Origin of the sequence: Candidatus Palauibacter sp. (assembly GCF_965237495.1) — a bacterium.
Classification (GTDB): Bacteria; Gemmatimonadota; Gemmatimonadetes; order Palauibacterales; family Palauibacteraceae; genus Palauibacter.
The window spans coordinates 3,222,801-3,248,084 of the sequence record NZ_OZ250143.1; the positions used below are offsets into that span (position 1 = coordinate 3,222,801).

Annotated in this window: 19 protein-coding genes and 1 pseudogene; 10 read left to right on the forward strand and 10 right to left on the reverse strand. The window is 69.1% G+C overall.

Features of this window, described 5'->3' with window-relative positions:
• Positions 1 to 69 precede the first annotated feature (69 nt).
• The 3 genes and pseudogenes from ACPXY0_RS14115 to ACPXY0_RS14125 form a co-directional block, all read left to right on the forward strand.
• Positions 70 to 1,578 (forward strand): calcineurin-like phosphoesterase C-terminal domain-containing protein, encoded by a 1,509-nt coding sequence (locus ACPXY0_RS14115; protein WP_423925599.1) that lies wholly within the window; start codon positions 70 to 72, stop codon positions 1,576 to 1,578.
• A 128-nt stretch (positions 1,579 to 1,706) separates the two neighbouring features.
• Positions 1,707 to 3,809: a N,N-dimethylformamidase beta subunit family domain-containing protein gene (locus tag ACPXY0_RS14120; protein ID WP_423925601.1), complete on the forward strand. Its 2,103-nt coding sequence runs from the start codon at positions 1,707 to 1,709 to the stop codon at positions 3,807 to 3,809.
• 292 nt (positions 3,810 to 4,101) lie between these two features.
• Positions 4,102 to 6,036, forward strand: a pseudogene (locus ACPXY0_RS14125) (N,N-dimethylformamidase beta subunit family domain-containing protein); the annotation flags it as partial.
• 51 nt (positions 6,037 to 6,087) lie between these two features.
• Here the strand turns inward: ACPXY0_RS14125 and ACPXY0_RS14130 are convergent.
• The 9 genes from ACPXY0_RS14130 to ACPXY0_RS14170 all read right to left on the reverse strand — a co-directional run bounded on the left by ACPXY0_RS14130 (position 6,088) and on the right by ACPXY0_RS14170 (position 15,685).
• Positions 6,088 to 6,492 carry a PIN domain-containing protein gene (locus tag ACPXY0_RS14130; RefSeq protein ID WP_423925603.1) on the reverse strand — a complete coding sequence of 135 codons (405 nt, stop codon included), beginning with the start codon at positions 6,490 to 6,492 and terminating at the stop codon, positions 6,088 to 6,090.
• Positions 6,480 to 6,746, reverse strand: coding sequence for a hypothetical protein (locus ACPXY0_RS14135; protein WP_419940388.1), 267 nt, complete (start codon positions 6,744 to 6,746; stop codon positions 6,480 to 6,482). Before ACPXY0_RS14135 ends, ACPXY0_RS14130 begins: the two co-directional genes overlap by 13 nt.
• Positions 6,747 to 6,868: 122 nt before the next feature.
• Positions 6,869 to 8,410 carry a CoA-acylating methylmalonate-semialdehyde dehydrogenase gene (locus ACPXY0_RS14140; RefSeq protein ID WP_423925606.1) on the reverse strand — a complete coding sequence of 514 codons (1,542 nt, stop codon included), beginning with the start codon at positions 8,408 to 8,410 and terminating at the stop codon, positions 6,869 to 6,871.
• Entirely contained in the window at positions 8,407 to 9,843 is a 1,437-nt protein-coding gene (locus ACPXY0_RS14145; RefSeq protein ID WP_423925608.1) for an aldehyde dehydrogenase family protein, read from the reverse strand. The genes ACPXY0_RS14140 and ACPXY0_RS14145 overlap by 4 nt, the downstream gene beginning before the upstream one ends.
• Before the next feature lie 163 nt (positions 9,844 to 10,006).
• Positions 10,007 to 12,784: a TonB-dependent receptor gene (locus tag ACPXY0_RS14150; protein WP_423925610.1), complete on the reverse strand. Its 2,778-nt coding sequence runs from the start codon at positions 12,782 to 12,784 to the stop codon at positions 10,007 to 10,009.
• A 97-nt stretch (positions 12,785 to 12,881) separates the two neighbouring features.
• Positions 12,882 to 13,784: a hypothetical protein gene (locus ACPXY0_RS14155; protein WP_423925612.1), complete on the reverse strand. Its 903-nt coding sequence runs from the start codon at positions 13,782 to 13,784 to the stop codon at positions 12,882 to 12,884.
• Positions 13,785 to 13,965: 181 nt separating this feature from the next.
• Positions 13,966 to 14,178: a cold shock domain-containing protein gene (locus tag ACPXY0_RS14160; protein ID WP_419936020.1), complete on the reverse strand. Its 213-nt coding sequence runs from the start codon at positions 14,176 to 14,178 to the stop codon at positions 13,966 to 13,968.
• A gap of 166 nt (positions 14,179 to 14,344) precedes the next feature.
• Positions 14,345 to 15,121 (reverse strand): DUF6065 family protein, encoded by a 777-nt coding sequence (locus ACPXY0_RS14165; RefSeq protein WP_423925614.1) that lies wholly within the window; start codon positions 15,119 to 15,121, stop codon positions 14,345 to 14,347.
• A gap of 6 nt (positions 15,122 to 15,127) precedes the next feature.
• Entirely contained in the window at positions 15,128 to 15,685 is a 558-nt protein-coding gene (locus ACPXY0_RS14170) for a hypothetical protein (protein WP_423925616.1), read from the reverse strand.
• 228 nt (positions 15,686 to 15,913) lie between these two features.
• Between ACPXY0_RS14170 and ACPXY0_RS14175 the strand changes: the two genes are divergently transcribed.
• Entirely contained in the window at positions 15,914 to 17,176 is a 1,263-nt protein-coding gene (locus tag ACPXY0_RS14175; RefSeq protein WP_423925618.1) for a DUF1015 family protein, read from the forward strand.
• Here ACPXY0_RS14175 and ACPXY0_RS14180 read toward each other — a convergent pair.
• The gene (locus tag ACPXY0_RS14180) at positions 17,151 to 18,872 is read right to left on the reverse strand and encodes a benzoate-CoA ligase family protein (RefSeq protein WP_423925620.1); all 1,722 of its coding nucleotides are present in this window, start codon (positions 18,870 to 18,872) and stop codon (positions 17,151 to 17,153) included. The two genes, ACPXY0_RS14175 and ACPXY0_RS14180, sit on opposite strands and share 26 nt — an antisense overlap.
• A gap of 82 nt (positions 18,873 to 18,954) precedes the next feature.
• Between ACPXY0_RS14180 and ACPXY0_RS14185 the strand changes: the two genes are divergently transcribed.
• Genes ACPXY0_RS14185 through ACPXY0_RS14210 form a run of 6 tightly spaced genes read left to right on the forward strand, consistent with a single transcriptional unit; the run spans position 18,955 to position 25,281 of the window.
• The gene (locus ACPXY0_RS14185) at positions 18,955 to 19,713 is read left to right on the forward strand and encodes a creatininase family protein (RefSeq protein ID WP_423925622.1); all 759 of its coding nucleotides are present in this window, start codon (positions 18,955 to 18,957) and stop codon (positions 19,711 to 19,713) included.
• A gap of 32 nt (positions 19,714 to 19,745) precedes the next feature.
• Positions 19,746 to 20,525, forward strand: a complete 780-nt coding sequence (locus ACPXY0_RS14190; RefSeq protein ID WP_423925624.1) for an SDR family NAD(P)-dependent oxidoreductase — start codon at positions 19,746 to 19,748, stop codon at positions 20,523 to 20,525.
• An 11-nt stretch (positions 20,526 to 20,536) separates the two neighbouring features.
• On the forward strand, positions 20,537 to 20,968 hold the full coding sequence (locus ACPXY0_RS14195) for a RidA family protein (protein WP_423925626.1): 432 nt from the start codon (positions 20,537 to 20,539) through the stop codon (positions 20,966 to 20,968).
• 39 nt (positions 20,969 to 21,007) lie between these two features.
• The gene (locus ACPXY0_RS14200; protein WP_423925628.1) at positions 21,008 to 21,808 is read left to right on the forward strand and encodes an enoyl-CoA hydratase family protein; all 801 of its coding nucleotides are present in this window, start codon (positions 21,008 to 21,010) and stop codon (positions 21,806 to 21,808) included.
• Complete coding sequence (locus ACPXY0_RS14205) at positions 21,805 to 22,974, forward strand: acyl-CoA dehydrogenase family protein (RefSeq protein WP_423925630.1); 1,170 nt, start codon at positions 21,805 to 21,807, stop codon at positions 22,972 to 22,974. The genes ACPXY0_RS14200 and ACPXY0_RS14205 overlap by 4 nt, the downstream gene beginning before the upstream one ends.
• Positions 22,975 to 22,998: 24 nt before the next feature.
• Positions 22,999 to 25,281, forward strand: a complete 2,283-nt coding sequence (locus ACPXY0_RS14210) for a bifunctional salicylyl-CoA 5-hydroxylase/oxidoreductase (protein ID WP_423925632.1) — start codon at positions 22,999 to 23,001, stop codon at positions 25,279 to 25,281.
• Positions 25,282 to 25,284: the final 3 nt, after the last annotated feature.

Here is a 25,284-nt window from a genome sequence, read left to right on the forward strand (position 1 = left end):
CTGCCGTCGGGGTGAAACCGTTCGGTCCCGGATGAGGACGAGATGATCGAGAGCTTCGAGAGCCCGCCAATGCTGAACCGCCGAACGTTCCTGAGAACCGGGACCCTCGCCGCGACCGGGTGGGCGGTTATGGCCGACCGCCTTCTGGCCGCCCCCTACGATCCCCTCCCGAAGCACCCCGGGATCGCGCCCACCGTCGCGTCCCCTGTGAGGATTCAGGGCATCGTCCGCGCCGGCGGGCGGGGCCTCGGACATGTCGCGGTGTCCGACGGACTCCAGGTCGTGGATTCGGACTCCGATGGCCGTTTCGAGCTGGTGACCTCGGCGGATCGCGGCTTTGTCTGGGCGCGGATCCCGGCTGGCCATCGGGTGCCGACGCACCCTTCGGGCGCGGCCGGTTTCTACCGGCCCATCGATCCCTCCCGAAGCGAGATGTCCGTCGCCTTCGACCTCGAACCTCTCGGGGTTTCCGACGAGCGTCACGCGGTCCTGCTCCTCGGCGACATCCAGACCGAGACCGAGGAGGAGATGGGCTGGTTCCACGAGCGGTCCGTACCGGACCTCCAAGGCAGCGTGAGGGATCTCGGGGACGTGCCGATCGTCGGGATCGCGGACGGTGACATCATGTTCGACCATCTCGAGATGTATCCCGAATACGAGCGGGCGGTCCGGCGCATCGGCGTGCCGTTCTTCCAGGTGATCGGGAACCACGATCTGGACACGGAGAGTCCTACGGACGAGGCCTCGACGGACACCTTCTCCCGTCACTTCGGGCCGCGGTACTACTCCTTCGACCGCGGGGCCGTCCATTACGTGGTCCTCGACGATGTCTTCTGGCACGGGAGCGGCTACCTCGGCTATCTCGATGCCGACGCGCTGACCTGGCTGCGGGCGGATCTGAGCCGCGTCGAACCGGGGGCTCCCGTCGTCGTGGCCACGCACATCCCGGCCCTCGGCAGCTACCACGCGCGACAGGGCCGCGCCTCCCCGGAAGCGTCCGTCGCGATCATGAACCGCGAAGCGCTGTACCGTCTGCTGGAGCCCTTTCGCGCGCACATCCTCACGGGGCACACGCACGAACTGGAGCACGTGTTCGAGAGCGGGACGCACGAGCACGTCGCCGGCGCGATCTGCGGCGCCTGGTGGAGCGGGCCGATCTGCCACGACGGCGCCCCCAACGGCTACTGTGTCTACGAGGCGGCGGGCGAGGAGATCTCGTGGCGCTACAAGTCCACGGGGTTCGACGCGACGCACCAGATGCGGGTCTACGGTCCGGGGGCCGACGCCTCTGCGCCGAGCGAGATCGTGGCCAATGTGTGGGATGCCGACCTCGAGTGGACCGTTCGCTGGTACACCGACGGCGAGCCGCGCGGCCTCATGGCGCGGCGCCCGGGGCGGGACCCGCTGAGCGTCGAACTGCACTCTGGCGACGACCTGCCCGCGCACCGGCCGTGGGTCGAGCCCCGCATCACGAACCACATGTTTTACGCGCCCGTCGACCCCGGCGTGACGGAGGTCCGCGTAGAGGCGACGGACCGCTTCGGCCGCGTCTACTCGGAGTCCCTGCGCCTGTCCTGACCCCGAGTCGAGTGGCCGCCAGCGCGAGGCGGGCGTTGTAGACTTCCGAACGCGGGCTCATGTTCCGGGGACGAAGACGGCAGGAGGGTCGGCCGTCCGCATGCTGACTCGGGCCCGGAGATGTCGCCATGATCCAGCCACGCCCGCGCTTTCGTCCGTCCTTCTTCACCCTCCCCGCTTCGACCTTGATCCTCGCGAGCGCCTGCGCTCTCCCGCAGACGACCATGGAGGATGCGTGCGCCGCCCCCGCCAACGAGATCGTCGCGGAGAACTGCCTCGAGGGACATCCGCCCACCGAGTGGGACATCAACGGCTACGGGGACCCGAGCATCCAGGGCTTCGGCACCGACATCGCGATCGCCCGGGGGGAGACGATCGAGTTCAAGATCGACACGGACTCGGAGGACTACCGGATCGACGTCTACCGGATGGGCTACTACAGCGGCATGGGCGCCCGTCGCGTCGACTCGTTCGAGCCTTCCGCGACGCTGCCCCAGATCCAGCCCGAGTGCCTCCGGGGTCCGATCCCGGTGCTGGCCGAGGGAGGCGGCCTCGAGACGTGGCCCGCGCCGCTCGTCGACTGCGGCAACTGGGCGGCGTCGGCTTCATGGCAGGCGCCCGCCGACGCGACCTCGGGCATCTACTTCGCGCGGCTCGTGCGCGAGGAGCAGGTCGAGGGCTGGGTGAAGAACGACCAGTTCGAAGCCACGCCTCTTCCGCCGACCGGGGAGGACTCGCTGTGGGAGGCCCCGGGCTTTCATGCGGTGATGCGGAACCCGCTGCGCGAGCCGCGGGCGAGCCACATCTATTTCGTGGTGCGCGACGACGACGGCGAATCCGACATGCTCTTCCAGACGTCGGACCTCACCTGGCAGGCATACAACCGTTACGGCGGCCACAGCGTGTACGGGCGGCTGAATCCGGCGCTTCTGCGGCTTCACGGTGGGGAGCCGCGCGCGCCGAAGGTGAGCTACAACCGACCCTTCGAGACGCGCCACTACCGTGCCGTCAACAAGGTCTTCAACTCCGAGTATCCGATGGTTCGCTGGCTGGAGCGGAACGGCTACGACGTGAGCTATTCCTCGGGGATCGACACGGACCGGCGCGGTGAGGAACTGTTCGAGCACAAGGTCTTCCTCTCGGTGGGACACGACGAGTACTGGACGGGGCAGCAGCGCCGCAACGTCGAGGCGGCCCGCGCCGCCGGCATGCACCTCGCCTTCTTCAGTTCGAACGAGGTGTTCTGGAAGGTGCGCTGGGAGGAGAGCATCGATGGCTCCGGCCAGCCGTACCGGACGTTCGTGACCTACAAGGAGACACAGGATCACCGGAAGCTCGATCCGGTCGAGTGGACGGGGCTGTTCCGCGATCACCGTTCGATCAACCCGGAGGGCCCGTGGCCGGAGAACGCGCTCACGGGGACGCTGTTCACGGTGAACGCGTGGCGGAACGATCCGATCATCGTGGACGCCGAGTTCGCCGATCTTCGCTTCTGGCGCAACACGGAAGTGGCCCGTCTGGGGCCCGGGGAGCGCTACGTGTCGATCAAGGGGATCCTCGGCCACGAGTGGGACTCGGACATCGACAACGGGTTCCGCCCGCCGGGGCTGTTCCAGGTCGCCGCGACCACGATCGACAACACGCAGTACTGCGTCCACCCGGGGCGAGGCTGCGAGACGGGAACGGCGACGCACAACGCGGTGCTGTACCGCCACGAGAGCGGCGCGCTCGTGTTCGGCTCGGGAACGCTGCAGTGGCCGTGGGGACTCGACGCCCACCACGACACGGAGACCGGGGTCCCGCCCGAGCGCCAGAACGGCGCGGACACGCGGGTCGGCGTGGACCCGAACGGCCCCGACCTCGTCCTGCGGCAGGCGACGCTGAACCTGTTCGCGGACATGGGCGTGCAGCCCGCGACGATGCAGCCGGATCTGGTGCCGGCCACGGCTTCGACGGATGACGTCCCGCCCACCTCCTCGTTCGAGGCGCCCTCGGGGCCCGATCCGGAGAGTGGAATGATGACGATCAGCGGGACGGCGTCGGACTCCGGAGGCGGCGTGGTTGCGGCGGTGGAAGTGTCGCTCGATGGGGGACAGACGTGGCACCCGGCCCGCGGCCGGACGAGTTGGAGCTACGCGTTCGACCCCACCGCGATGGGAGACGCGGCCACGATCCTCAGCCGCGCCGTGGACGACAGCGGCAACCTGGAGACGCCGGGCGAGGGGGGCTGAGCTTCTCCGCCGTTGTAGAGTTCTGAACGCGGGGACATGTTCCGGGACGGGGCGGCCGGAAGGTCGGCCGTCCGCATCCCGACTCCGGCCCGGAGATGTCGCCATGATCGCGCCGCGCCCTCGCTTTCGCCCGTTCATCTCCCTGTTCCCGGCCGCCGCGCTGCCGCTCTTCGCGGCATGTTCATCCTTCGGGACGGCGACGGGAGATCCTTGTGCGAACCCCGCCAACGAGATCGTGGCCGAGAACTGTCTCGAGGGGCACCCGCCTACGGAGTGGGACATCAACAGCTACGGCGACCCCGGCATCCAGGGCTTCGGCACGGACATCGCGGTTGCTCAGGGGGAGACGATCGAGTTCAAGATCGACACGGACTCGGACGACTACCGGATCGACATCTACCGCATGGGCTACTACGGGGGCATGGGCGCGCGCCGGGTGGATTCGTTCGAACCTTCCGCGACGCTGCCCCAGGTCCAGCCCGAGTGTCTGCGGGGTCCGATCCCGGTGCTGGCCGAGGGGGGCGGGATGGAGACGTGGCCCGCACCGCTCGTCGACTGCGGCAACTGGGCGGTTTCGGCCTCATGGGAGGCCCTTGAAGACGCGACATCGGGCATCTACTTCGCCCGGCTCGTGCGCGAGGACCCGATCGAGGGCTGGGTGAAGAACGACCAGTTCGAAGCCACGCCGCTTCCGCCCACGGGGGAGGACTCGCTGTGGGAGGCCCCGGGCTTCCGGGCGGTGATGCGGAACGGGCTCCGAGAGCCGCGGGCGAGCCACATCTATTTCGTGGTGCGCGACGACGACGGCGAGTCCGACATGCTCTTCCAGACATCGGACCTCACTTGGCAGGCGTACAACCGCTACGGCGGGCACAGCGTGTACGGGCGGCTGAATCCGGAGCGTCCGCGGCTCCACGGAGGACCGCCGCGCGCGCCGAAGGTCAGCTACAACCGGCCCTTCGAGACGCGTCACTACCGCGCGGTGAACAAGGTCTTCAACTCCGAGTATCCGATGGTCCGCTGGCTGGAGCGCAACGGGTACGACGTGAGCTATTCCTCCGGCGTCGACACTCAACGGCGAGGCGAGGAACTGCTCGAGCACAAGGTCTTCCTCTCGGTGGGACACGACGAGTACTGGACGGGACAGCAGCGTCGCAACGTGGAGGCGGCCCGCGCGGCGGGGATGCACCTCGCCTTCTTCAGCTCGAACGAGGTCTACTGGAAGGTGCGCTGGGAGACGAGCATCGACGGATCAGGCCAGCCGTACCGGACCCTCGTCACCTACAAGGACTCGCAGGACCACCGGCGACTCGACCCGGTGGAATGGACGGGAGAATTCCGGGACCACCGTCCGATCAACGCCGAGGGCCCGTGGCCGGAGAACGCGCTCACGGGGACGCTGTTCACGGTGAACGCGTGGCGAAACGACCCCATCATCGTGGACGCGGAGTTCGCCAGCCTGAGGTTCTGGCGCAACACGGAGGTGGCGCGGCTGAGCCCGGGCGAGCGCTACGTGTCGATCAAGGGGATCCTCGGCCACGAGTGGGACTCGGACATCGACAACGGCTTCCGACCGCCCGGCCTCTTCCAGGTGGCCGCGACGCCGATCGACAACACGCTCTACTGCGTGCATCCGGGGCGCGGCTGCGAGACGGGCACGGCGACGCACAACGCGGTCCTGTACCGGCACGAGAGCGGCGCGCTCGTCTTCGGCTCGGGGACGCTGCAGTGGTCGTGGGGACTCGACGCGCACCACGATTCGGAGACGGGGGTTCCACCCGAGCGCCAGAACGGCTCGGACACGCGAGTCGGCGTGGACCCGAACGGACCGGACCTGGTCCTGCAGCAGGCGACGCTGAACCTGTTCGCGGACATGGGCGTCCAGCCCGCCACGATGCAGCCGGATCTGGTACGCGCCGCGGCTTCGACGGATGACGTCGCCCCGACCTCGTCGTTCGACGCGCCCTCGGCGCCCGATGCGGAGAGCGGCATGGTCACGATCACCGGGATGGCGGCGGATACCGGCGGCGGCGTGGTCGCGGCCGTGGAAGTGTCGCTCGATGGGGGAGAGACCTGGCACCCGGCCCACGGCCGGGCGAACTGGACTTACGAGTACGACCCCGCCCTGGCCGGCGACGAGGCCTCCATCCTCAGCCGCGCCGCGGACGATAGCGGCAACCTCGAGATTCCGGGCGTGATGATCAGAGCCGAGGGCGGGGGCGGCTGACCCCTCGATCGATGCCTGCTCCGGGCGTTCCCGCGGGAACGTCCCGGCGGGCTACCAGTACTCGACTTCCAGCCCGTCGATGCGGGCGAAGCTCCGCCGGTCCCTCGTGGCGACCCGGTAGCCGCCACTGACCGCCGTCGCGGCGATGATGAGGTCGTGGGCCCCGATCGGGGTGCCGCGACGACCAAGCTGCTCGGCCAGGACCGCGTGGACGCGAGCCACCTCGAGATCGAACGGGACCACGGGGAGCACGGCAAGCCACGTTTCGAAGCACCGCTCGGCGGCGACGCGCCTGATTCCCTGAGCGGCCTGAACCCCTTGCAGGAGTTCCGAAGCGGTGATTGCGGCCATTGCCAGCGGGTCATCCGGCTCCCTCGCGGCACCGATCACGGAATCGAGGTCCATTTGGCCTCGTTCGACAGCGACCAGGACGCTCGTGTCGATCAGCGTTCCCACTGGCTCCGGGGCACTTCCTCACGGTTCCAGATTGCAATGCCCTCTTCGATCGCGCGAAGACACTCCTCATCCACCGAGGGCCCGGAACGCTCGGCGACGAGTTGGGCGAACTCCCTCAAAGTGAGACCTCGTTCGCGCACCGGGCCGACCTGCGCGACCGCCCTCCCCCTCCGCTCCACGACGTACACGGCGTCGCGCTCTCGAACCTCCGCGAGGATCGATCCGAAGTTCTTCGCGGCCTCGGTCGCGCTCACGATGCGAACAGCCGAAGGCGAGTCTTCCCTGGTGGACATGCAGCATAATACGGAATTTACGGATTACCGCAATTCGCACGGCGACTGCATGCCGCCATCAGCTCTCGGCGGGTCCGCGGCGCTCAGCGGTTCGTTGGGAAGCCGAGATCGACGCGGCTCCCGGCGGGGTCCGGCCAGCGAGTCGTCATCACCTTCGGTTTGGTGTAGAAGTGGACGCCCTCCGGGCCGTAGATGGCGTGCGCCCCGAACGCGGACTCCTTCCAGCCGCCGAAGGAGTGGTAGCCGACCGGGACCGGGATCGGGACGTTGAGGCCGATCATCCCCGCGTCCGCATCCTCCTGGAACTGGCGCGCGGCGCCGCCATCGCGGGTGAAGATCGCCGCGCCGTTCCCCCACGGGTTGTCCGAGAGCAACTCGACGGCGTCGTGATACGTGTCCGCCCGCACGACGCAGAGGACCGGCCCGAAGATCTCGTCGCGGTAGACCTTCATGTCGGGCGTGACGTGGTCGAGCAACGTGACGCCGAGGAAGAATCCGTCCCCCTCGAACTGCGCCTGTCGGCCGTCCACGACGACACGCGCGCCGGCCTCGGCGCCCTGACGCACGTAGTCCGCGACGCGGTCGCGGTGTTCGGCCGTGATGAGCGGACCCATCTCCGAGGCGGGATCGTCGCCCGGGCCGATCCGCAGTTTCTCCATGCGGGCCCGGATGGCCTCGACGAGCGGATCCGCGCTTTCTCCGACCGCGACCGCGACGGAGATCGCCATGCAGCGCTCCCCGGCCGACCCGTACGCGGCGGACACGGCGGAATCCGCGGCCAGGTCGATGTCCGCGTCCGGGAGGACGACCATGTGATTCTTCGCCCCGCCCAGCGCCTGTACGCGCTTGCCGTGCGCCGTGGCCGTCTCGTAGACGTGCCGGGCGACCGGTGTCGACCCCACGAAGCTGACGGCCTGCACATCGGGATGCTCGAGCAGCCGGTTCACCGCGACGTGGTCGCCGTGCAGGACGTTCAGGACCCCGGGCGGGAATCCGGCCTCGTGGAAGAGTTCCGCGATGAAGCTGGCGGCGCCGGGATCCCGAGGCGACGGCTTCAGCACGAACGTGTTCCCGCACGCGATCGCGTTGGGGAACATCCAGAGCGGCACCATGGCCGGGAAGTTGAACGGCGTGATCCCCGCCACGACGCCGAGCGGCCGCCGCACGGAATACACATCCACGCCCGTCGAGGCCTGCTCGTTGTAGGTCCCCTTCAGGTGCTCGGCGAGTCCGCAGGCGTACTCGATGTTCTCCAGGCCGCGGGCGACCTCGCCCATCGCGTCGGCCAGCACCTTCCCGTGCTCCGCCGTGAGCCGCTTCGCGATCTCCCCGGCGTGTTCGGCGACCTGGTTGCGGTACGCGAACATGAGCTTGGTGCGCCGCGCGACGCTGACGCGCCGCCACTCCTCGAAGGCGGTGGCCGCCGCCGCGACGGCTTCGTCGACCTCTTCGATGCTCGCCAGCGGCAGTTCACCCGTCTGGCGCCCGGTGGCGGGGTTGAAGACGGGTGCGGTCCGGCCGGAGGCTCCGGGCCGCGCCTCACCGCCCACCAGGTGAGGAATACGCTCGACCGCGTCCGCGTCGGATGTCGCGGCCGATGGAACGGAGGATAGGACCGTGCTCACCTCACCCCTTCGTGGTAGCCGAGGATCGCCTTCACCTCGAGGAACTCCTCAAGGCCGTGGCGGCCCCATTCGCGCCCGTTGCCGGACTGCTTGTAGCCGCCGAAGGGGACCCTGAAGTCCGGGCGCGCCCCGTTCAGGTTCACCTGTCCCGACCGGATGCGGCGTGCCACCGCCCGACCGCGTTCCGGATCCCCCGCCGATACGTATCCGGCCAGGCCGTACGGCGTATCGTTCGCGATGCGCACGGCGTCGTCATCATCCTCGTATCCGATGAGCACGAGGACCGGGCCGAAGATCTCTTCGCGAGCCACGACCATGTCGTTGCTCGTATGCGAGAAGACGGTCGGGCGCACGAAGTAGCCGCGCGCCAGCCCCTCCGGCCTCCCCGGCCCGCCCACGGCGAGCCGCGCGCCTTCGTCGATCCCCATCTCGATCAGCCGCTGAATCTTGTGGAACTGCGCCGCGGACACGGCCGGGCCGATCCCGGTGCCTTCGACCGCGGGATCGCCGACCGCGACCTTCTTCGCCGCCGCGGCCGCGATCTCCGCGGCCTCGTCCATCCGCGAATGCGGGACGAGCATGCGCGTGGGCGCGTTACACGACTGCCCCGTGTTGTTGCACACGGCGAAGACGCCCCGCGACACCGCCCGCCCGAAGTCCGCGTCATCCAGAATGATGTTCGCCGACTTGCCGCCCAGTTCCTGCGCGACGCGCTTCACGGTCGGCGCCGCGTTCCGCGCGACCTCGACACCGGCCCGCGTCGAGCCCGTGAACGAGACCATGTCGACGTCCGGGTGCGAGGACAGCGCCGCACCCACGACCGGGCCGGCGCCGTTCACGAGGTTGAAGACCCCGGGCGGCACGCCGGCATCATGCAGGATTTCCGCGAAGATCAGCGCGTTGAGCGGTGCGACCTCGGACGGCTTGAGCACCATCGTGCACCCCGCCGCGAGCGCCGGCGCCACCTTGCACGCAATCTGATTCAGCGGCCAGTTCCACGGGGTGATGAAGGCGCAGACCCCCACCGGCTCGCGAACCAGCAGCGACGACCCGAGGTCGGTCTCGAACTCGAAGTTCGCGAGGATCTTCCCCATCGTCCTCAGGTGCGCCAGACCGGAGGGCACCTGGGCCTGCACGGCGAGGCTCATCGGCGCCCCCATCTCCGCGCTGACGATCGCGGCCAGATCCGCCGAACGGGCCGCGTATCCCTCACAGATCCGCTCGAGGAGCGCGACCCGCTCTTCCCGGCTCGTGGCCGAGAACGACTCGAAGGCTGCCTTCGCGGCCGCCACCGCGGCGTCGGCGTCGTCCTGGGCCCCCATCGCGATGGCCCCGATGACCTCCTCGGTGGCCGGGTTGACGACATCCAGCGTGTCGGCGGTCGACGGTTCGACCCACGTCCCGCCGATGTAGAACTTCCGGAGATTGTCCACGGATTCCCTTTCCGGACCGCCCAGGGCGGTGTTGCGATACGAGTACGAAAAACACGACCCCGGCGGGAGACGAACTGCGCCTCCCGCCGGGGTCGATCCTACCTTGCGAGGTCAGCTTCGACTACCAGCGACCTCCACCCGGGTCATCGCCTCCGATCCAGGACTAGTTCGTCAGCCACGACCACCGATAGTTCACGCGAACGTAGTAGTAACCGCCGTTGAAGCCGAACGGCGAGCTCTCCGGATAGAGCAGACCCACGCTCCCGGCCGTGCCGGTCTCGTTCCGTGCCGGATACGTATCGAGGAGGTTGTTCGCGCCGATGGCGATTTCGGTGTCCGCTGTGAGGCTCGTCGACAGCTCCAGGTCGACGAGCAACCTGCCTGGGAAGGGCGTGTCCTCGACGCCGCCGATCACGACGCCTCCGACGTCCACCCACGAATCGTACCAGGTACCCCGCAGGAGGCCGCGCACCTTGCCCAGCGTGTGCACCACGTTGAGAGAGCCCCGCCACGAGGGGATGGAGCGCTCGAGCTGATCCAGGCGGTCCTCGTCCACGACTTCAGGATTGAAATCGGTGACCGTCGTGCCGTTGTAGTTGAAGAGCGCGCTGAAGCTCGTGGCGCCGCCCCTCGACGGTGGAGAGTAGTTCGCCACGATGTCGATCCCCTGCGTCCTCGTGCTGAAGTCGTTGGTGAAGAACCGGAACTCGGCGAGGTTGGCAGCGCTGGTGAACCCTTCGGTCAGAAGCCTCGTGACCTCCTCGGGCTCGAGCTTGAACGTCTTCGTCTGCGCGAACCGGTCCGAAATCGCGATGCGGTAGTAGTCCATCGTAAACTTGAACGCGTCCGCGTCGAGCACGGCCCCCGCCGTCAGGCTGAACGCCCTCTCGGGCGACAGCTGCCGCCCGCCCCGAAGCGCCGCCACCCCGGAGGTCGAGGGGATCGTGCCGCGGTTGACGAGGTCGCCGATCGTCGCGTCGAAGACCGTTGAAACGTTGAAGGCGTTCTGCTGCCCCGGTGTCGGAGCGCGGAAGCCGGTGCTCCCGCCGGCGCGCAGAGCGAGCTTGTCGCTGACTTCGAGGCGGCTCGAGACCTTCCCGGTCAACTGGCTGCCGAAGTCGGAGAAGTCCTCCCAGCGCAACGCGGCTCCGACCGTCCAGGGGGCTTCGCCGCCGCCCAGATGAACATCTCCGTAGATGGCCACGTTCTGGCGGTCCCAGTCTCCCGCGGCGATCGGACTGAAGCCGGGGAAGCCGTTGGAGGAGGAACTGAAGCCCTGCTTGGCGTAGGGCCCGATCTTCCACGATTCGTCCTGCCCCCTGCCGATTATGAAACGCTCCTCACGGCGCTCGAGCCCAGCCGCGATATGTACCTGATCGCTGGCCTCATAGGCGACATCGAAGTTGAGGTTGAACTCCTGCTGCTGGTAGAGACCCGCGTCGAAGTCGGTGGGCGTCTCCGGCCCGAGCGCGGCGTTCACCGTGTTGTAGATGAAGAAATCGGTGGTGTGGTTGCCGAAGCTGGCGCTCGCGTCCCAAGTGAAACCGCTGTCGTTGCCGCCCTTCACGCCGCTGACGACCGACCAGTCGGTGACGTTGCCGCCGAACTGAGGTGTGAAGCCGCCGGGGAACATCTCCTGGAACGAGAAGCAGTTCGGATCGGCGAAGACCCGCGCCAGAGCCACCGGGTCGGGAACGTTGTTCGTGATGCTGACCTCGGGGCAATTCGCCGATCCGTCCACCACGCCGTCCCTCGCGTCGAGCACATCGCCGATGAGGAGCGTCTCGCCCCCGTCACCGGTGAACACGCCGCCGCGCGTGTTCGGATTGCGGAAGAAGAAACCACCGTCCACCTCCTTGGTGGAGAGGTTTCCGAACGCGTAGAACTGCTCGTCGTCGTTGAACGTGTAGCCGGTATTGAGCCACAGTTTGAGGTCGTCGTTGACCTCGGGCGAACCCCAGATCTGGGCCGAGGGCTGGCGCACGGCACTGTTGCCGGCGGCGCGGAGTGCAAGCGCGTCGTCGCGCTGGACGGCCCGGTCGGTGGGATTCTGATTTCCGTACTCAACGCTGAGGTTGGCGAAGCCGGTGGACCCCAGGGGGACACCGACGTTGCCGGCGACGGTGAGCATGTCGCCGTCGCCTTCGTAGTAACTGCCGCTCTTCACCTCGAGGGCACCGCCCGAGCGGTCGTCCTTGAGGATGAAGTTCATCACGCCGGCGATGGCGTCCGACCCGTACTGGGCCGACGCGCCGTCACGCAGCACCTCCACCTGTCGCAGCGCGATGCCCGGGATGGAGCCGATGTCGACGCCCTGGGCCCCGTCCGAGAGACCGGCCCCGAGCCACGTGATGATCGACCCGCGGTGCCGCCGCTTCCCGTTGATCAGCACCATGGTGTGATCTGCCGCGAGCCCCCGCAGGTTGGCCGGACGCGTGATCGTGGCGGCGTCGCTGATCGGCTCGGTGCGGACGTTGTAGGACGGGACCACGCTGCGGAGCAGGAAGTCGATGTTCGTCTCCCCCTGCCGAGTGATCTCGGACACCGGGATCACGTCCACCGGCACCATCGATTCCGTCACCGTTCTCGGCCGCGCGCGGCTTCCGACGACCACCAGCTCCCCGAGGTTGATCGCCGAGAGGCCGAGCGCGAAATCGACGGTCACGCTCTGCCCGTCTACGACCGTTGCGGTTTGCGTCTGGACCGCGTAGCCGATGAGCCGGACCTCGACCACATGGTTACCCGCCGGGACATCGGGAATCATGTACGCGCCGCCCGCTCCCGAGCCCACCGAGATATCGAGGGCGGGGATCGCGACCCGCGCGTTGCTGAGCCCGGCCGCGCCCTGGGCGCTGGTCACCCGGCCCTCGATCGTGCCCTGGGCGTAGGCTGCCGCGGGTGTGAACAGGATGGCGAACATCACAAGTGCGCGTTTCAGCATACTCATCTCCGGTTGGTCGTGACATCCGACTCGGCTCGTACGCACGTCGTACGCGGGCCCGAGCCGAACAGCCCGCGACTGCTCCCCCAAGAACGTATTACAGCGGCGCCCAAGGCATCTCGATCGAGCGCCACATGTGCGCGACCGGGCTGTTGTCGTACCCCAGACCCTCCTTCGGCTGCTCGAAATGGCGTCCGATGATGTCGACGAAGGGGTCGAGCGAGACCTCCATGTCATCCTGGAACGCGTAGGTGTCGTTCACGCAGATCATGCGCGCCGAGACGTACAACGGGTGTTTCGTGGCGTACTCGGCCGCCTGCTTGATGTATTCCGGCGGGACGTAATCCTCGCCGAAGATCCGGTTGTACAACTCCGGGTACTCGTAGCCATACTCCTCGTCCGGGTAGAAGCGCAGGGCCCCGTGATACCGAATGCCCCAACTTACGTACTCGGGCACGTACGGTTCGTAGAGCTGGGCGCCCCACCACCCGTGATCGACCTTGATCAGGTTCTGCACGGTATCGTGCAGCAGGCCCGCGAGGACATTCTCCTCCGGCTGCCCATCCTTTAACGCGTGAGTCGCGCTCTGCAGGACATGCCGGGCCGGCCAGAACCGGAGCCGGAAGACATCCTCCAGCGTGGGATTCGCCGGCAGCGGTTCGAGCACCGTGTCGCTCGGGCGGAAGAGGTTGCCGGTCCCGCGCGGAGTCGTGACTTCCTGCTCGTGGTCGTGGTGGTCGTGATCCTCCGTCTCCGCGGCGAATTCCGCCTCGGCTTCCGCTGCCTCGGCGAGGAGTTCGTTCTCGTCGAGGAGGCGCGGGTCGAGGTCTTCGGTCCGCGGGACGGGGCCGTGGTGGTGGTCGTGAGCGTGGCCGGGACTCTCGTCGTCGAGCATGTCCACCATGTAGTGCTCGAGAGCCTCCGCCTTGTCCTCGGGCGTCATCACCGCAAGGGCGCCGGCGCCGACGGACGCGAGGAACCTTCTACGATCGATTTCCATGATCTCCCCCCGCGCTGGCAGCGTAAAAAAGTGATGTCCGGCAACTTGGCCCGGCTTCGCCAACGCCGCCAGATGCGACCGGATACAACCCGGATGCAAAAAGGATGAACGACCGCCAAAAAAGGGGGGCCGCACCAGCCGGTACGGCCCCTCTCTTCGCCTGCCCGGTCCCCCCGGGGCCTCAGTAGGCCTGCTTGGTCACGTTTTCCGCCTTCGGACCCTTGGGACCATCCACGACATCGAGCTCGACCTTCTCGCCCTCCGCCAAGCTTCGGAATCCGTCCGACTGGATCGCCGTGTGGTGCACGAAGACCTCCGCCGATCCATCGTCGAGAGCGATGAATCCGAAGCCCTTCTGGTCGTTGAACCACTTCACCGTGCCGCTTCTGCGCATTACCCGTGCTCCTGAAAAAGATTGGTGTCGCCGAGAGTACGGGCCTGCCGCACATGCCTGCTGCCGTGCCTGCCAACCCCGACCATCGCCCGGCCCAGAATACATGGCGGGATTCCCGTTGTCCATGCGGGCCGGTCCGGCTCCGGAGGGTCCCGGCCGGCGCGCTCTACTTCCTGACCGCCAGGAAGTCGCGAAGGCGGAGTTTCGTCTGGTGGTCCTTCCTCCGCACACCCTTCATGTCCTGGCCGCGGATGTAGGTGCGCTGCCACCCCTCCTCCACGGCCTCCTGCTCGCCGGCGCTCAGATCGTCGATGAACTGCGAGCGGGATTCGCGCCACGCGACGTACTCATTCGCGAGCCGCTTGTTGTCCCACAGATCGCGGCCCCGGGGGCGCACGCTCTCCAGGTAGTGGCGCGGGATGGGCAGGATCCGGCAGATCGGTTCGCCCTCATCGAACCGGATCCAGTGCTTCGGCCGCGTGATCTTCCAGTTCATCGTGAACGAGAACGGCGCCCAGTCGGTCTCGATGATCCCGTCGAGCGGAATGATCCCGTCCTTGGGGAGGTTCGGACAGCCTCGCGCCCACAGGTTGTGGTCCTTCGTGGTCCGGAACAGGTAACCAGGTGTAAAGGTGACGACGCCGCTGCCGAAATGGCTGGCGATTGCGGGATGGGGCTCGTCGTCCCAGCGAAACTTGAGAGCGTCCAGCCCGGCCTCGCCGTTCCAGCGCACCCAGAACCGTGTCGGACAGAGGAGGTCCCATCCGGCCTGGTTCGCGATCAGCAGCGGGAGGCAGCGGTACGCGAAACGGGCCGGGGTGTCGTCCATCCACTCGCGATGCTGCGTGCCCCTGACGAGTGGCAGCGCATCATCGGCGACCCGGTAGGCGGTAAGATCGATGCCGGCGGCCGGCTTCGGCCGCGGCTTCGCCTTCTTCACCACCGGCTGCTATCCCCTCCGAACGGGAACCCGGTTGCCGAACCCGGGCCCGCCGGTACTCGGGCTTTCGGGCTCGAGGAGCGACTTGCCGAGATCGAAGGACAACAGCAATCCCGCGATTTCCGTCGCACCCTCGAGACGGACCCAGTTGTCCAGGATCGTGATCTGGAAGACCGCCTCGATCGCCGGGTTCGCCGGCGAGGGGTCGATGTTCAGCGTGATGCGGCGGGAGACCCTGTCATATTCCCACATGCCGTAGAACCGGACATCGACCGTACTCCTCCCCGGCCCGCTGCTCGGCAGGAAAACCCGGCCGCTCAGCGTCATCGCCGACCCGAATACGAGGCGGATGTCCGAACCGGGCGGGGCGGGGCGGATGTTGTTCGGGATCTGGGAGTTCCGCAGACCCAGATGCTCGACCGGGCGGTACACTCCGACGATCGTGGGATGGAGGTTTCGGTACGCGGGGCCGTACGGATTGTTGTCGAATTCGCAGGCCGCCGTTCCGGCAAGGAGGCCGATGGCCAGGCCCGCGCGCGCGATTTCACGCAGCCGCAGATATTTCACAGCTCCCTCCGCACTGATAGAACGTCCTCCGGAATCCTTCATGGAACCGCCGGGCGGGACATTTGGCGTGGCGGACTTCACCACGTCCAGGCTTAATGAAACAATTCCGGGGTGCCGGTGGCAACCCAGATGTGCAAACACCCTTCCGGACCGGGGCGTTGCGCGCCGGGCGGCGGCTGAGCAGGGTGTCGCGCGTCCAGCGAACACTCGAGCCCCGCTCCGGCTGACATGGTCACGATACGCCCCATCCACCGCGCCCTCGTACCCGTCGATTCCGACGCCGCCCGCCGGGTGTCGGCCCGAAACTACGATGAGTTTCAGGGAGATCTCGAGATCTGGGAGGCGATTCGAGAGGCGCCGGACTCGGTGTTGAGCGTCACCATGGCGCACTGTGCGGTGGTCCGCCCCGATCGGATCATGGAGGGCGACTCGGAGGCGGCGCTGAGGCGCGCGCGACTCAACTTCGACCGGCTCCGGGCTTCCCCTCTCACGCGCGCAGCGGGGCGAGTCCTCTTCATCTACGAGATCGTGGACCCGGGGCGGCCGGGAGTTCGGCAGATCGGCCTCGGCGGGCTGGCGCGCACGGCGGAGATCCGCACTGAAGCGACGCCCGACGGCCCTATCATCCGCAACGAGGGCGTCCGTCCCCCGAAGGCGCGTGGACGCGCGCGGCTGATCGAGGCGACCCGCGCCATCATCGGGACCGTGAACAACGCCGTGCCCGACGAGTCGGGGGCCTTCGCGCGGACGCTGGAGGGACGGGTCGACGGAGTCGCGCCCGACTTCGCGGTCGAGGGCAGGGGAGGCACCGCCCATCGGATCTGGCTCGTCCGGGAGCCCGGCGCCCTGGCGCGCCTTCAGCGGCTGCTCGCCGACGAGCCGGAGGCCTACGTGGCCGATGGCAACCACCGGAGCGCGGCCGCCGCGATGCTGGGGCACGAGTCCTTCCTCGCGGTGTTCTTCCCCGCGGACCGGATGGGGATCGCCCCCTACAACCGTCTCGTGCGGCTTCCCGGGGAATCCCCCGAGACCGTCGAGGCGGCGGTGGCGTCGGCTCTGGGGCGTTCCTTCGCCGCCACCCTCGCCTCCGGGGGAGAGGGACCGCTTCAGCCGGAGACCACTCACGAGATCGGCGTGTACACGGCCGAAGCCGGGTGGCGGCGGGCGATGCCCCGGGAGGAGGTCCTGCGCGAGGAGGACGCGTCGGCATCGATCGACCACGACATCGTGCAGCGGACCCTCTTCGCCGACCTCGGGATCGTCGAGGCCGGGGACGAACGCCTGACGTTCGTGGGCGCCAACAAGGATGCTGCGTGGCTCGCGGAGGAGGTCGACGCGGGGCGGGCCGACCTCGCCGTCACACTCCCTGCCGTGACGATGCGTCAGTTCATCGCGGTGTGCCGGCAGCGCCGCATGATGCCGCCCAAGTCGACCTGGTTCGAACCCAAGATCCGCAGCGGGCTGGTCATGGTGCTGCTCGAGGATCTCTGAGCGACTCCGCCCGCGCGCGGAGGGCGGCGCGGTCGACCTTCCCCAGGTGGGTCCGGGGCAGCGCGCCGACGAGGTGGGTCGCCGCGGGGGCTTTGTAGGACGCGAGGCGGGAGGCCACGAACTCCCGCAGCGCCGCCGCCAGCTCAGATGGCTCGGCGGGCCGTGATCCCGCGTCCGGAGCCGAAGCCGCCTCCGTCGGGACGACCCACGCGACGGGTTCGACAAGGCCCGCGCGGTTCGGCACGCCGACCACGGCCGCCTCGGCCACGGCCGGGTGCTGCAACAGGCAGTCTTCCACCTCACCGGGGGACAGCCACTTCCCCTTCACCTTCAGCATGTCGTCGCCGCGCCCGCAGTAGGTGAAGACCCCGTCCGCGTCGCGCACGACCATATCCCCGGACACGTACCACGCACCCCGGAACGCCTCCGCCGTCGCCTCCGCCCGCTGCCAGTACCCGAGGGCGCGCGACCCGCCGCGCACGCGGAGCCAGCCGACCTCGCCCGGGGGCAGCTCCCCGCCCTCGTCGTCGCATACGCGCACCTCGAAGCCGGGAACCACGCGGCCCAGCGTACCGGGGCGGACGTCTCCCGGCCGGTTGCTGAGGAAGATGTGCCACATTTCGGCGGTCCCCAGTCCGTCGAGGAGGTCCACCCCCCACGTATCCCGCCAGCGCCGGTGAAGGTCGGGGGGGAGGGCCTCGCCGGCGGAGGTGGCGAGCCGGAGACACGAGAGATCCCGGCGCGCAGCGTCGGAGTCCGCCACCATGTGCCGGATCATCGTGGGCACGTTGACCAGCACGGTCGGGCGAAACTTCTCAATCTTCGAGAACAGGACCTCTGGTGTACACCGCTCCGGGAAGAGGGCCGCCGCGGCCCCGACCGAGAAGGGGAAGAAGAGGTTCGAGCCCGTGGCGTATCCGAAGAAGAGCTTCGGCACCGAGAGCGTGACGTCGGACTCCGTCAGACCGAGGACGCGCTTCCCGTAGCACTCGGTCGTGTTGGCGAACGACGCGTGCGTCTGCACGACCCCCTTCGGCCGCCCCGTCGTCCCGCCGCTGAACAGCCACAGCGCCGGGTCGTCTCGGTGCGTGGGGAACGGTCGGAGCGTGGCGGGCTGGGCCGCGAGCCGCTCCCCGAAGGCGGGTTCATCGATGATGAAGGTCTCGCGGGGACCCCGGATCCCGGGACCCCAGGAAACGCCGTCGCCGGCCCGGTCGCGGTTTCGATGCCGGTCTCGGTCCCCACCTCGCGCCGCCTCGGCGAAGGCCGGCGCGCGTTCGGAGTCCGTGAAGAGGACCGCGCCGCGCGTATAGCGGAGGAAGTACTCGATCTCCTCCCCCCGGAGGTACGGGTTCAGCATCACGCCGACGGCCCCGATCCGGAGCGCGCCGAACAGGGCGCCGACGAAGGCCGGGCCGTCAGGGAGAGCGATGAGGACGCGTTCCTCGGGGCGGACGCCCGCCGAAAGAAGCAGGTGGCCGCACCGGTTCGCGAGCGCGTCGACCTCGGCGTAGGTGAGTGCTCCGTTGTCGGTCAGGAGGGCGCGCCGAGCCCCGCGTCCCTCCCGCACCCGATCGCCGAGCAAGTACTCGGCGATGTTGAAGCGCGCGGGCGGAACGAACGTCGGCGACGGATCGGAATCTCGAATTTCCATCGGCTGGACGGGCCGTTCGTGGCGGGAACTCTGGTCTCGCACGGTATTCTCCGGCCGCCGCGCCATCAACACGGCCCCGGCGCGGACCCTTGCGCCTTCAGCAGGGTCGGCGTAGCCACACTCCATGACCCTTCACCGGCTGCCGGACCTCACATGGGAGGATGTCGGGGCGCTCGACCTCGATCGCGCAGTCGCCATCCTGCCCGTCGGGGCGACGGAGGCGCACGGACCGCACCTGCCGCTCGACACCGACGTCACGATCGCGGTCGCGATGGCGGAGGCGGGCGGGCGGCGACTGGCGGCGCATGGTCTTGAAGCGGTGCTACTCGACGCGCTGCAGTACACGCCCGCCACGTTCGCCGCCAGCTTCCCCGGGACGATCGACATCGGGAGCGCGACGCTGGCGGCGCTCCTCACGGACATCGCGACGAGCCTGCGGCGGGCCGGGATCGGGACGCTGGCGATCGCGAACGCGCACTTCGACCCGGCCCATCTCGAGGCCCTCCACGGCGCGGTATCCTCGATCAACGAGGGCGCCGCGATGCGGGCCGTGTTCCCGGACGTGACCCGCCGCCCGTGGGGAGGCCGGCTGACCGCCGAGTTCCGAAGCGGGGCGTGCCACGCCGGCCGGTACGAAGGGTCGATCGTCCTTGCCCGCAGCCCCGGGCGCGTGCGCGCGGAGGTCATGCTGAAGCTGGAGGACAACCCCGTCTCGCTCTCGTCGGCGATCGCCGATGGGGCGGCGGATTTCGTGGCCGCCGGGGGGGCGCGAGCGTACTTCGGCAGCCCCGCGGGGGCGACGGCGGAGGAAGGACGCGCTACGATCGAGGTGTTGGGGGAGATCCTCTCGGAGGCGGTGATCGAAGCCCTGGGCAGCGAATGATGAGCGGAACGTGAGCGAACTGTGAGCGAGCTGTGAGCATCGCAGGTCGCGGCGCCCTGATGACGGGGGGCGGCCGGGGCATCGGCGCGGCCGCGGCCCGTGCGCTCGCCGACCGGGGCGTCCGGATCGTCGTCTCGGCGCGCAGCACGGACGAGATCGAGGCCGTCGCCGCGGAGCTCCGGGCCCGGGGGACCGAAGCCTGGGCCGTGACGTGCGATGTCTCGGAGCCGGCCGATGTGGCGGCCCTGTGCCGGGAAGCCGCCGGGCGGCTCGGCGCCGTCGACATCCTCGTCAACAACGCGGGCGTGGCCAGTTCCGCCTCCGTGACCCGGCTCGCCCTGGAGGAGTGGACCCGGCTGTGGACGGTCAACGCCACCGGCGCCTTCCTCGCCATGCAGGGGGTGCTTCCCGGCATGATCGAACGCGGCTGGGGACGCATCGTGAACGTGGCTTCCGTCGCGGCGCTGCGCGGGGCGCGATACATCGGCGGCTACGCGGCCTCCAAGCACGCGCTGCTCGGGCTCACGCGCTCCGCGGCGGCGGAAGTGGCGGCGAGCGGCGTCACCGTCAACGCGGTCTGCCCGGGCTACGTCGACACGCCGATGACGGACGCGACGATCGCGAACATCGTGCGGCGCACCGGGATGGAGGAGACCGCGGCGCTCGACGCGGTGCTGGCCACGACGCCGCAGCGGAGGCTCATCGCGCCGGAGGAGGTCGCCGCTGCGGTCGCGTTCCTGTGCGAGGAGACCGCGCGCAGCATCAACGGGCAGACCGTCGTCCTCGACGGCGGCGCCACCTCGGCCCTCTAGGCTCGGGACGCGTGGACGGCACGGACGCGTACGACGTCTTCAACCCGCCGGAGCTTGCGGAGCCCAGAGGCTGGAACCACGGTCTGCTGGCGCCAGCCGGCGGCAGAGTCCTCTTCGTCGCCGGCCAGACCGCCGGCGGGCCCGACGGGCGCGTCGAGGCTGCGGACTTCGCGGCGCAGTTTGCGCTCGCGCTCGATCGCGTGCTCGCCGTCGTTCGGGCGGCGGGCGGTGAACCCGCGCACGTCGGGCGCATGACCGTGTACGTGACCGACCTCCCCGCGTACCGGGACGCCCGCGCCGAGCTGGGCGCGGTCTGGCGCGCCCGGATGGGGCGTCACTATCCGGCCATGGCGCTCGTGGAGGTCCGGGGACTCGTCGAACGCGGGGCGCGGGTCGAGATCGAGGCGACCGCCGTCCTCCCCGCGCGCCGCCCGCGTGAGTAGTTCAGGAACAGGTAGCCAGCCATCGCAAGGAGCCCTGCCGTGCCGTTGAACCCGGCTTCGTTTCTCTACGAGCTCGACGCGGCCACGTCGGTCGCGACGATCACACTGAACCGTCCCGAGCGTCGGAACGCACTGACGTTCGAGGTCTACGACGAACTCCGGAACACCTTCCGCGCCCTCGACGCCGAGCCGGGCGTCCGCGCGGTCGTGATCACCGGGGCGGGCGGCGCCTTCTGCACCGGGGGAGACGTTCGTGACATCATCGGTCCGTTGCTGGAGATGGACTCCGGCGAGCTGCTCGAGTTCACGCGCATGACCTGCGACCTGATCGCCGCCATGCGGGACTGCGGACGGCCCGTGGTCGGCGCCCTCAACGGCACCGTGGCGGGTGCCGGGGCCGTGATCGCGACCGCCTGCGACGTCCGGATCGCGGCCGAATCGGCCAGGATCGCCTACCTGTTCACCGGAGTCGGACTCTCGGGCGCCGACATGGGGATCGCGTGGCTTCTCCCGCGCATCATCGGTCTCGGCCGAGCGACGGAACTCCTGATGACGGGGGGCTTTCTCGACGCCGCCGAGGCGCTTCGGATCGGACTCTACAACCGCGTCGTGCCCGACGGGGAGGCGCTGGCGGCCGGCGGCGACCTCGCGGCGAGGCTGGCCGCCGGGCCTTCGGCGGCGCTGGCCGTGACGAAGCGGGCCCTGGAGCGGGAAGCCCACATGACGCTGCACGATGCACTCGACGAGGAGGCCCGAGTCCAGGCGGTCTGCATGGAGGACCCGAACTTCCGGGAAGGCTATCGGGCCTTCGTCGAGAAGCGGGCCCCGGTGTTCTCGTGATCGATTTCCACCCTGTCCGGGCCTTTCTCGAACCGGCACACCTCGAACTCGCGGAGGGCGTCGGAGACTACGCCGCGGCGGAGTTCGCCGGGCACGCGCGTCACGACGACGACGATGTGGTGCGGCGCTACGCACGGGAGATCTGCGCCTCCCTGGGGAGCGGCGGCTGGTTGAAGGCGATCGCCCGACAGGACTTCCGGGCCTGCGCCGTGACCCGCGAGACGCTGGCCTTCCATTCTCCGCTGGCCGACGCGATGTTCGCGCTCCAGGCGTTGGGTTCGACCCCGATCGCGCTCGCCGGGGACACCCGCCAGCGCCGCCTGTGGCTCGATCGCGCGGTTCGCGGGCGGGCCGTGGCCGCCTTCGCGATGAGCGAGCCCGAGGCGGGGTCCGACATCGCGGCCATGCGCTCGACGGCCGTTCGGGACGGCGACGCGTACGTCCTGAACGGCATCAAGACGTTCATCTCGAACGCCGGGATCGCGGACTTCTATCTCGTGTTCGCGCTCACGGACCCCGGTGCGGGCGCGAAGGGCATCTCCGCCTTCCTGCTCCCCACGGAGACGCAGGGGTTTCGCTTCGTGCGGCCGCTGCTCATGGCCGATCCGCACCCTCTGGGCGAGATCGCGCTCGAGGACTGCCGGTTGCCGGCGTCGGCGCGGGTCGGGGGCGAGGGCGAAGGATACCGCCTGGGGCTGGCCACGCTCGACCGCCTGCGGCCCACCGTCGGTGCTGCCGCGTGCGGGATGGCGGGGCGAGCCTTGCACGAAGCGATACACCACGCCCTGACGCGCCGGCAGTTCGGGCGGGCGCTGGCCGACTTCCAGATCACGCAGGAGAAGGTGGGCCGCATGGCGACCGACCTCACCGCCGCGCGGCTCCTCGTCTACCGGGCGGCGTGGGAACGCGACGGCGGCGCGGAACGTACGGACGTCGAGGCCGCGATGGCGAAGTCGTTCGCGACCGAGATCGCGCAGGGCGTGGTGGACGACGCGGTGCAGATTCTCGGCGGCCGGGGAGTGCTGGCGGACCACCCGGTGGACCGGCTGTACCGCTCCGTCCGGGCCCTCCGCATCTACGAGGGCGCGACGGAGATCCAGCGCCTCATCATCGCGCGCCACCTCTTCGACGCCGCGCGTGCCGGGCCCGACGAGCCGCCCGAATGAACCGGACGCTCCGGTCGTGAAGCCGTGAGGATCGTCTGCGTGGGCGGCGGCCCCGCCGGGCTCTATTTCGCGATCCTCATGAAGTGCTCCCATCCGGACCACGAGATTGTGGTGTTGGAGCGTAACCGCCCGGGCGACACCTACGGTTTCGGGGTCGTCTTCTCCGACGCCACGCTCGAGGAACTGGCCGCCGCCGACCGCGAGAGCTACGAGGCGATCACGGAGTCGTTCTACCACTGGGAAGACATCGACATCCACTACCGGGGCGAGCGCCTCACCTCGACCGGCCACGGGTTCAGCGGGCTCGCGCGCGCCGCGCTGCTGGCGATCCTCGAGGCGCGGGCCCGGGCGCTCGGCGTCGAACTCCGCCACGGGGTCGAGGTCCCCTCGGAGGAACCCTGCACGGGCGCCGATCTCGTCCTCGCCGCGGACGGCGTGAACAGCGGCATGCGTGCGCGGTACGCCGACGCGTTCGGCCCCCGCATCGACCTCCGCCCCAACCGGTTCGTGTGGCTCGGGACGACGAAACCGTTCCCGGCCTTCACCTTCCATTTCAGGGAGACCGAACACGGGCTGTGGCGCGTCCACGCCTACCAGTACCGTAGCGCCGCCCCGGCCCCGGAGGCGATCTCCACCTTCATCGTCGAGGCGACGGATGCCACTTGGCGCGCGGCCGGCATGGACACCGCCTCGGAGCGGGAGACGGCCCGCTTCCTCGAGGAGGTCTTCGCGGAAGAACTCGGATCGCACCGGCTGATCCGGAACCGGTCGATCTGGCGCGGCTTCCCCACCGTCCGGAACCGCGCGTGGCGGCACGGCAACATCGTGCTCGTGGGCGACGCCGCGCACTCCGCGCACTTCTCCATCGGGTCCGGCACCCGTCTCGCCATGATCGACTCGATCTCGCTCCACGAATCGCTCCTCGCTCACGACCTCGAGGTCGCGCCCGCGCTCGAGGCCTACGAGACGGCCCGGCGGCCCGAGGTCGAGAGCGTGCAGCGCGCCGCGCAGGCCAGCCTCGAGTGGTTCGAGGGCACGGAGCGGTTCATGGAAACGGAACCGCTCCAGTTCGCGTTCAATCTCATCACGCGCAGCCTTCGCATCACCCATTCCAACCTCGCTGTGCGCGACCCGGCCTTCACGGCGCGCGTCGACCGCCGGTTCGCGGATCGGGCCGCGGCGGCGGGAACATCTCCCGTCGAAAGCGACCCTGCCCCGCCTCCGCTGCTCGCGCCGTTCCGGCTGCGTGGACTCGAACTGAAGAACCGGGTCGTGGTCTCGGCCATGTGTCAGTACTCGGCCGAGGACGGTACGCCGGACGACTGGCATCTCGTGAACCTCGGCAGCCGCGCGATCGGCGGGGCCGGGCTCGTGATGTCGGAGATGACCGACGTGAGCCGGGAGAGCCGCATTTCGCTCGGCTGCACGGGCATGTACGAACCGGCGCACGTGGGCGCGTGGAAGCGGATCGTCGACTTCGTGCACCGCCACTCCGCCGCCGCGATCGGCATGCAACTCGGGCACGCGGGCCGGAAGGCGTCCACCCGGCTGTCCTGGGAAGGCGACAACGAGCCGCTGGAGGCGGACGGGTGGCCGATCATGGCCGCGTCGCCCGTCCCCTGGTTCGAGCACAGCCCCGTGCCCCTGGAGATGACGCGCGAAGACATGGATCTGGTGACCGGCCAGTTCCGCCGCGCCGCGGAGATGTCCGAGGAGGCGGGCTTCGACCTGCTGGAGATCCACTTCGCGCATGGATACCTGCTGGCGAGCTTCATCTCCCCCCTCACGAACCTTCGGGAGGACGAGTACGGGGGAGACGTGGACGGACGGCTGCGGTTCCCGCTCGAAGTGCTGACCACCGTGCGGAGCGTGTGGCCGGCGGAGAAGCCGATCTCGGTGCGGATCTCGGCGGTGGATTGGGCGGAGGGCGGGTTGACGGCGGACGGAGCCATCGAGGTCGCCCGGCGTCTGAAGACCGCGGGCGTCGACATCATCGACGTCTCGGCGGGGCAGACCGTCCCCTGGCAGAAGCCGGTCTACGGCCGTCAGTACCAGACGCCGTTCTCGGACCGGATCCGGCACGAGGTCGGGATCGCGACCATGGCCGTGGGCAACATCTCATCGTTCATGGACGTGAACACGATCCTCGCCGCGGGGCGGGCGGACCTGTGCTGTCTCGCCCGTGCCCACCTCTGGGACCCATACTGGACGCGGCACGCGGCGTACGCCTCGGGGGCGCCGATCCCCTGGCCGCCGCAGTATTCGACGCTGGACGGCTACACCCCGAGGTTGGAGTGGGGCTACTGAGGG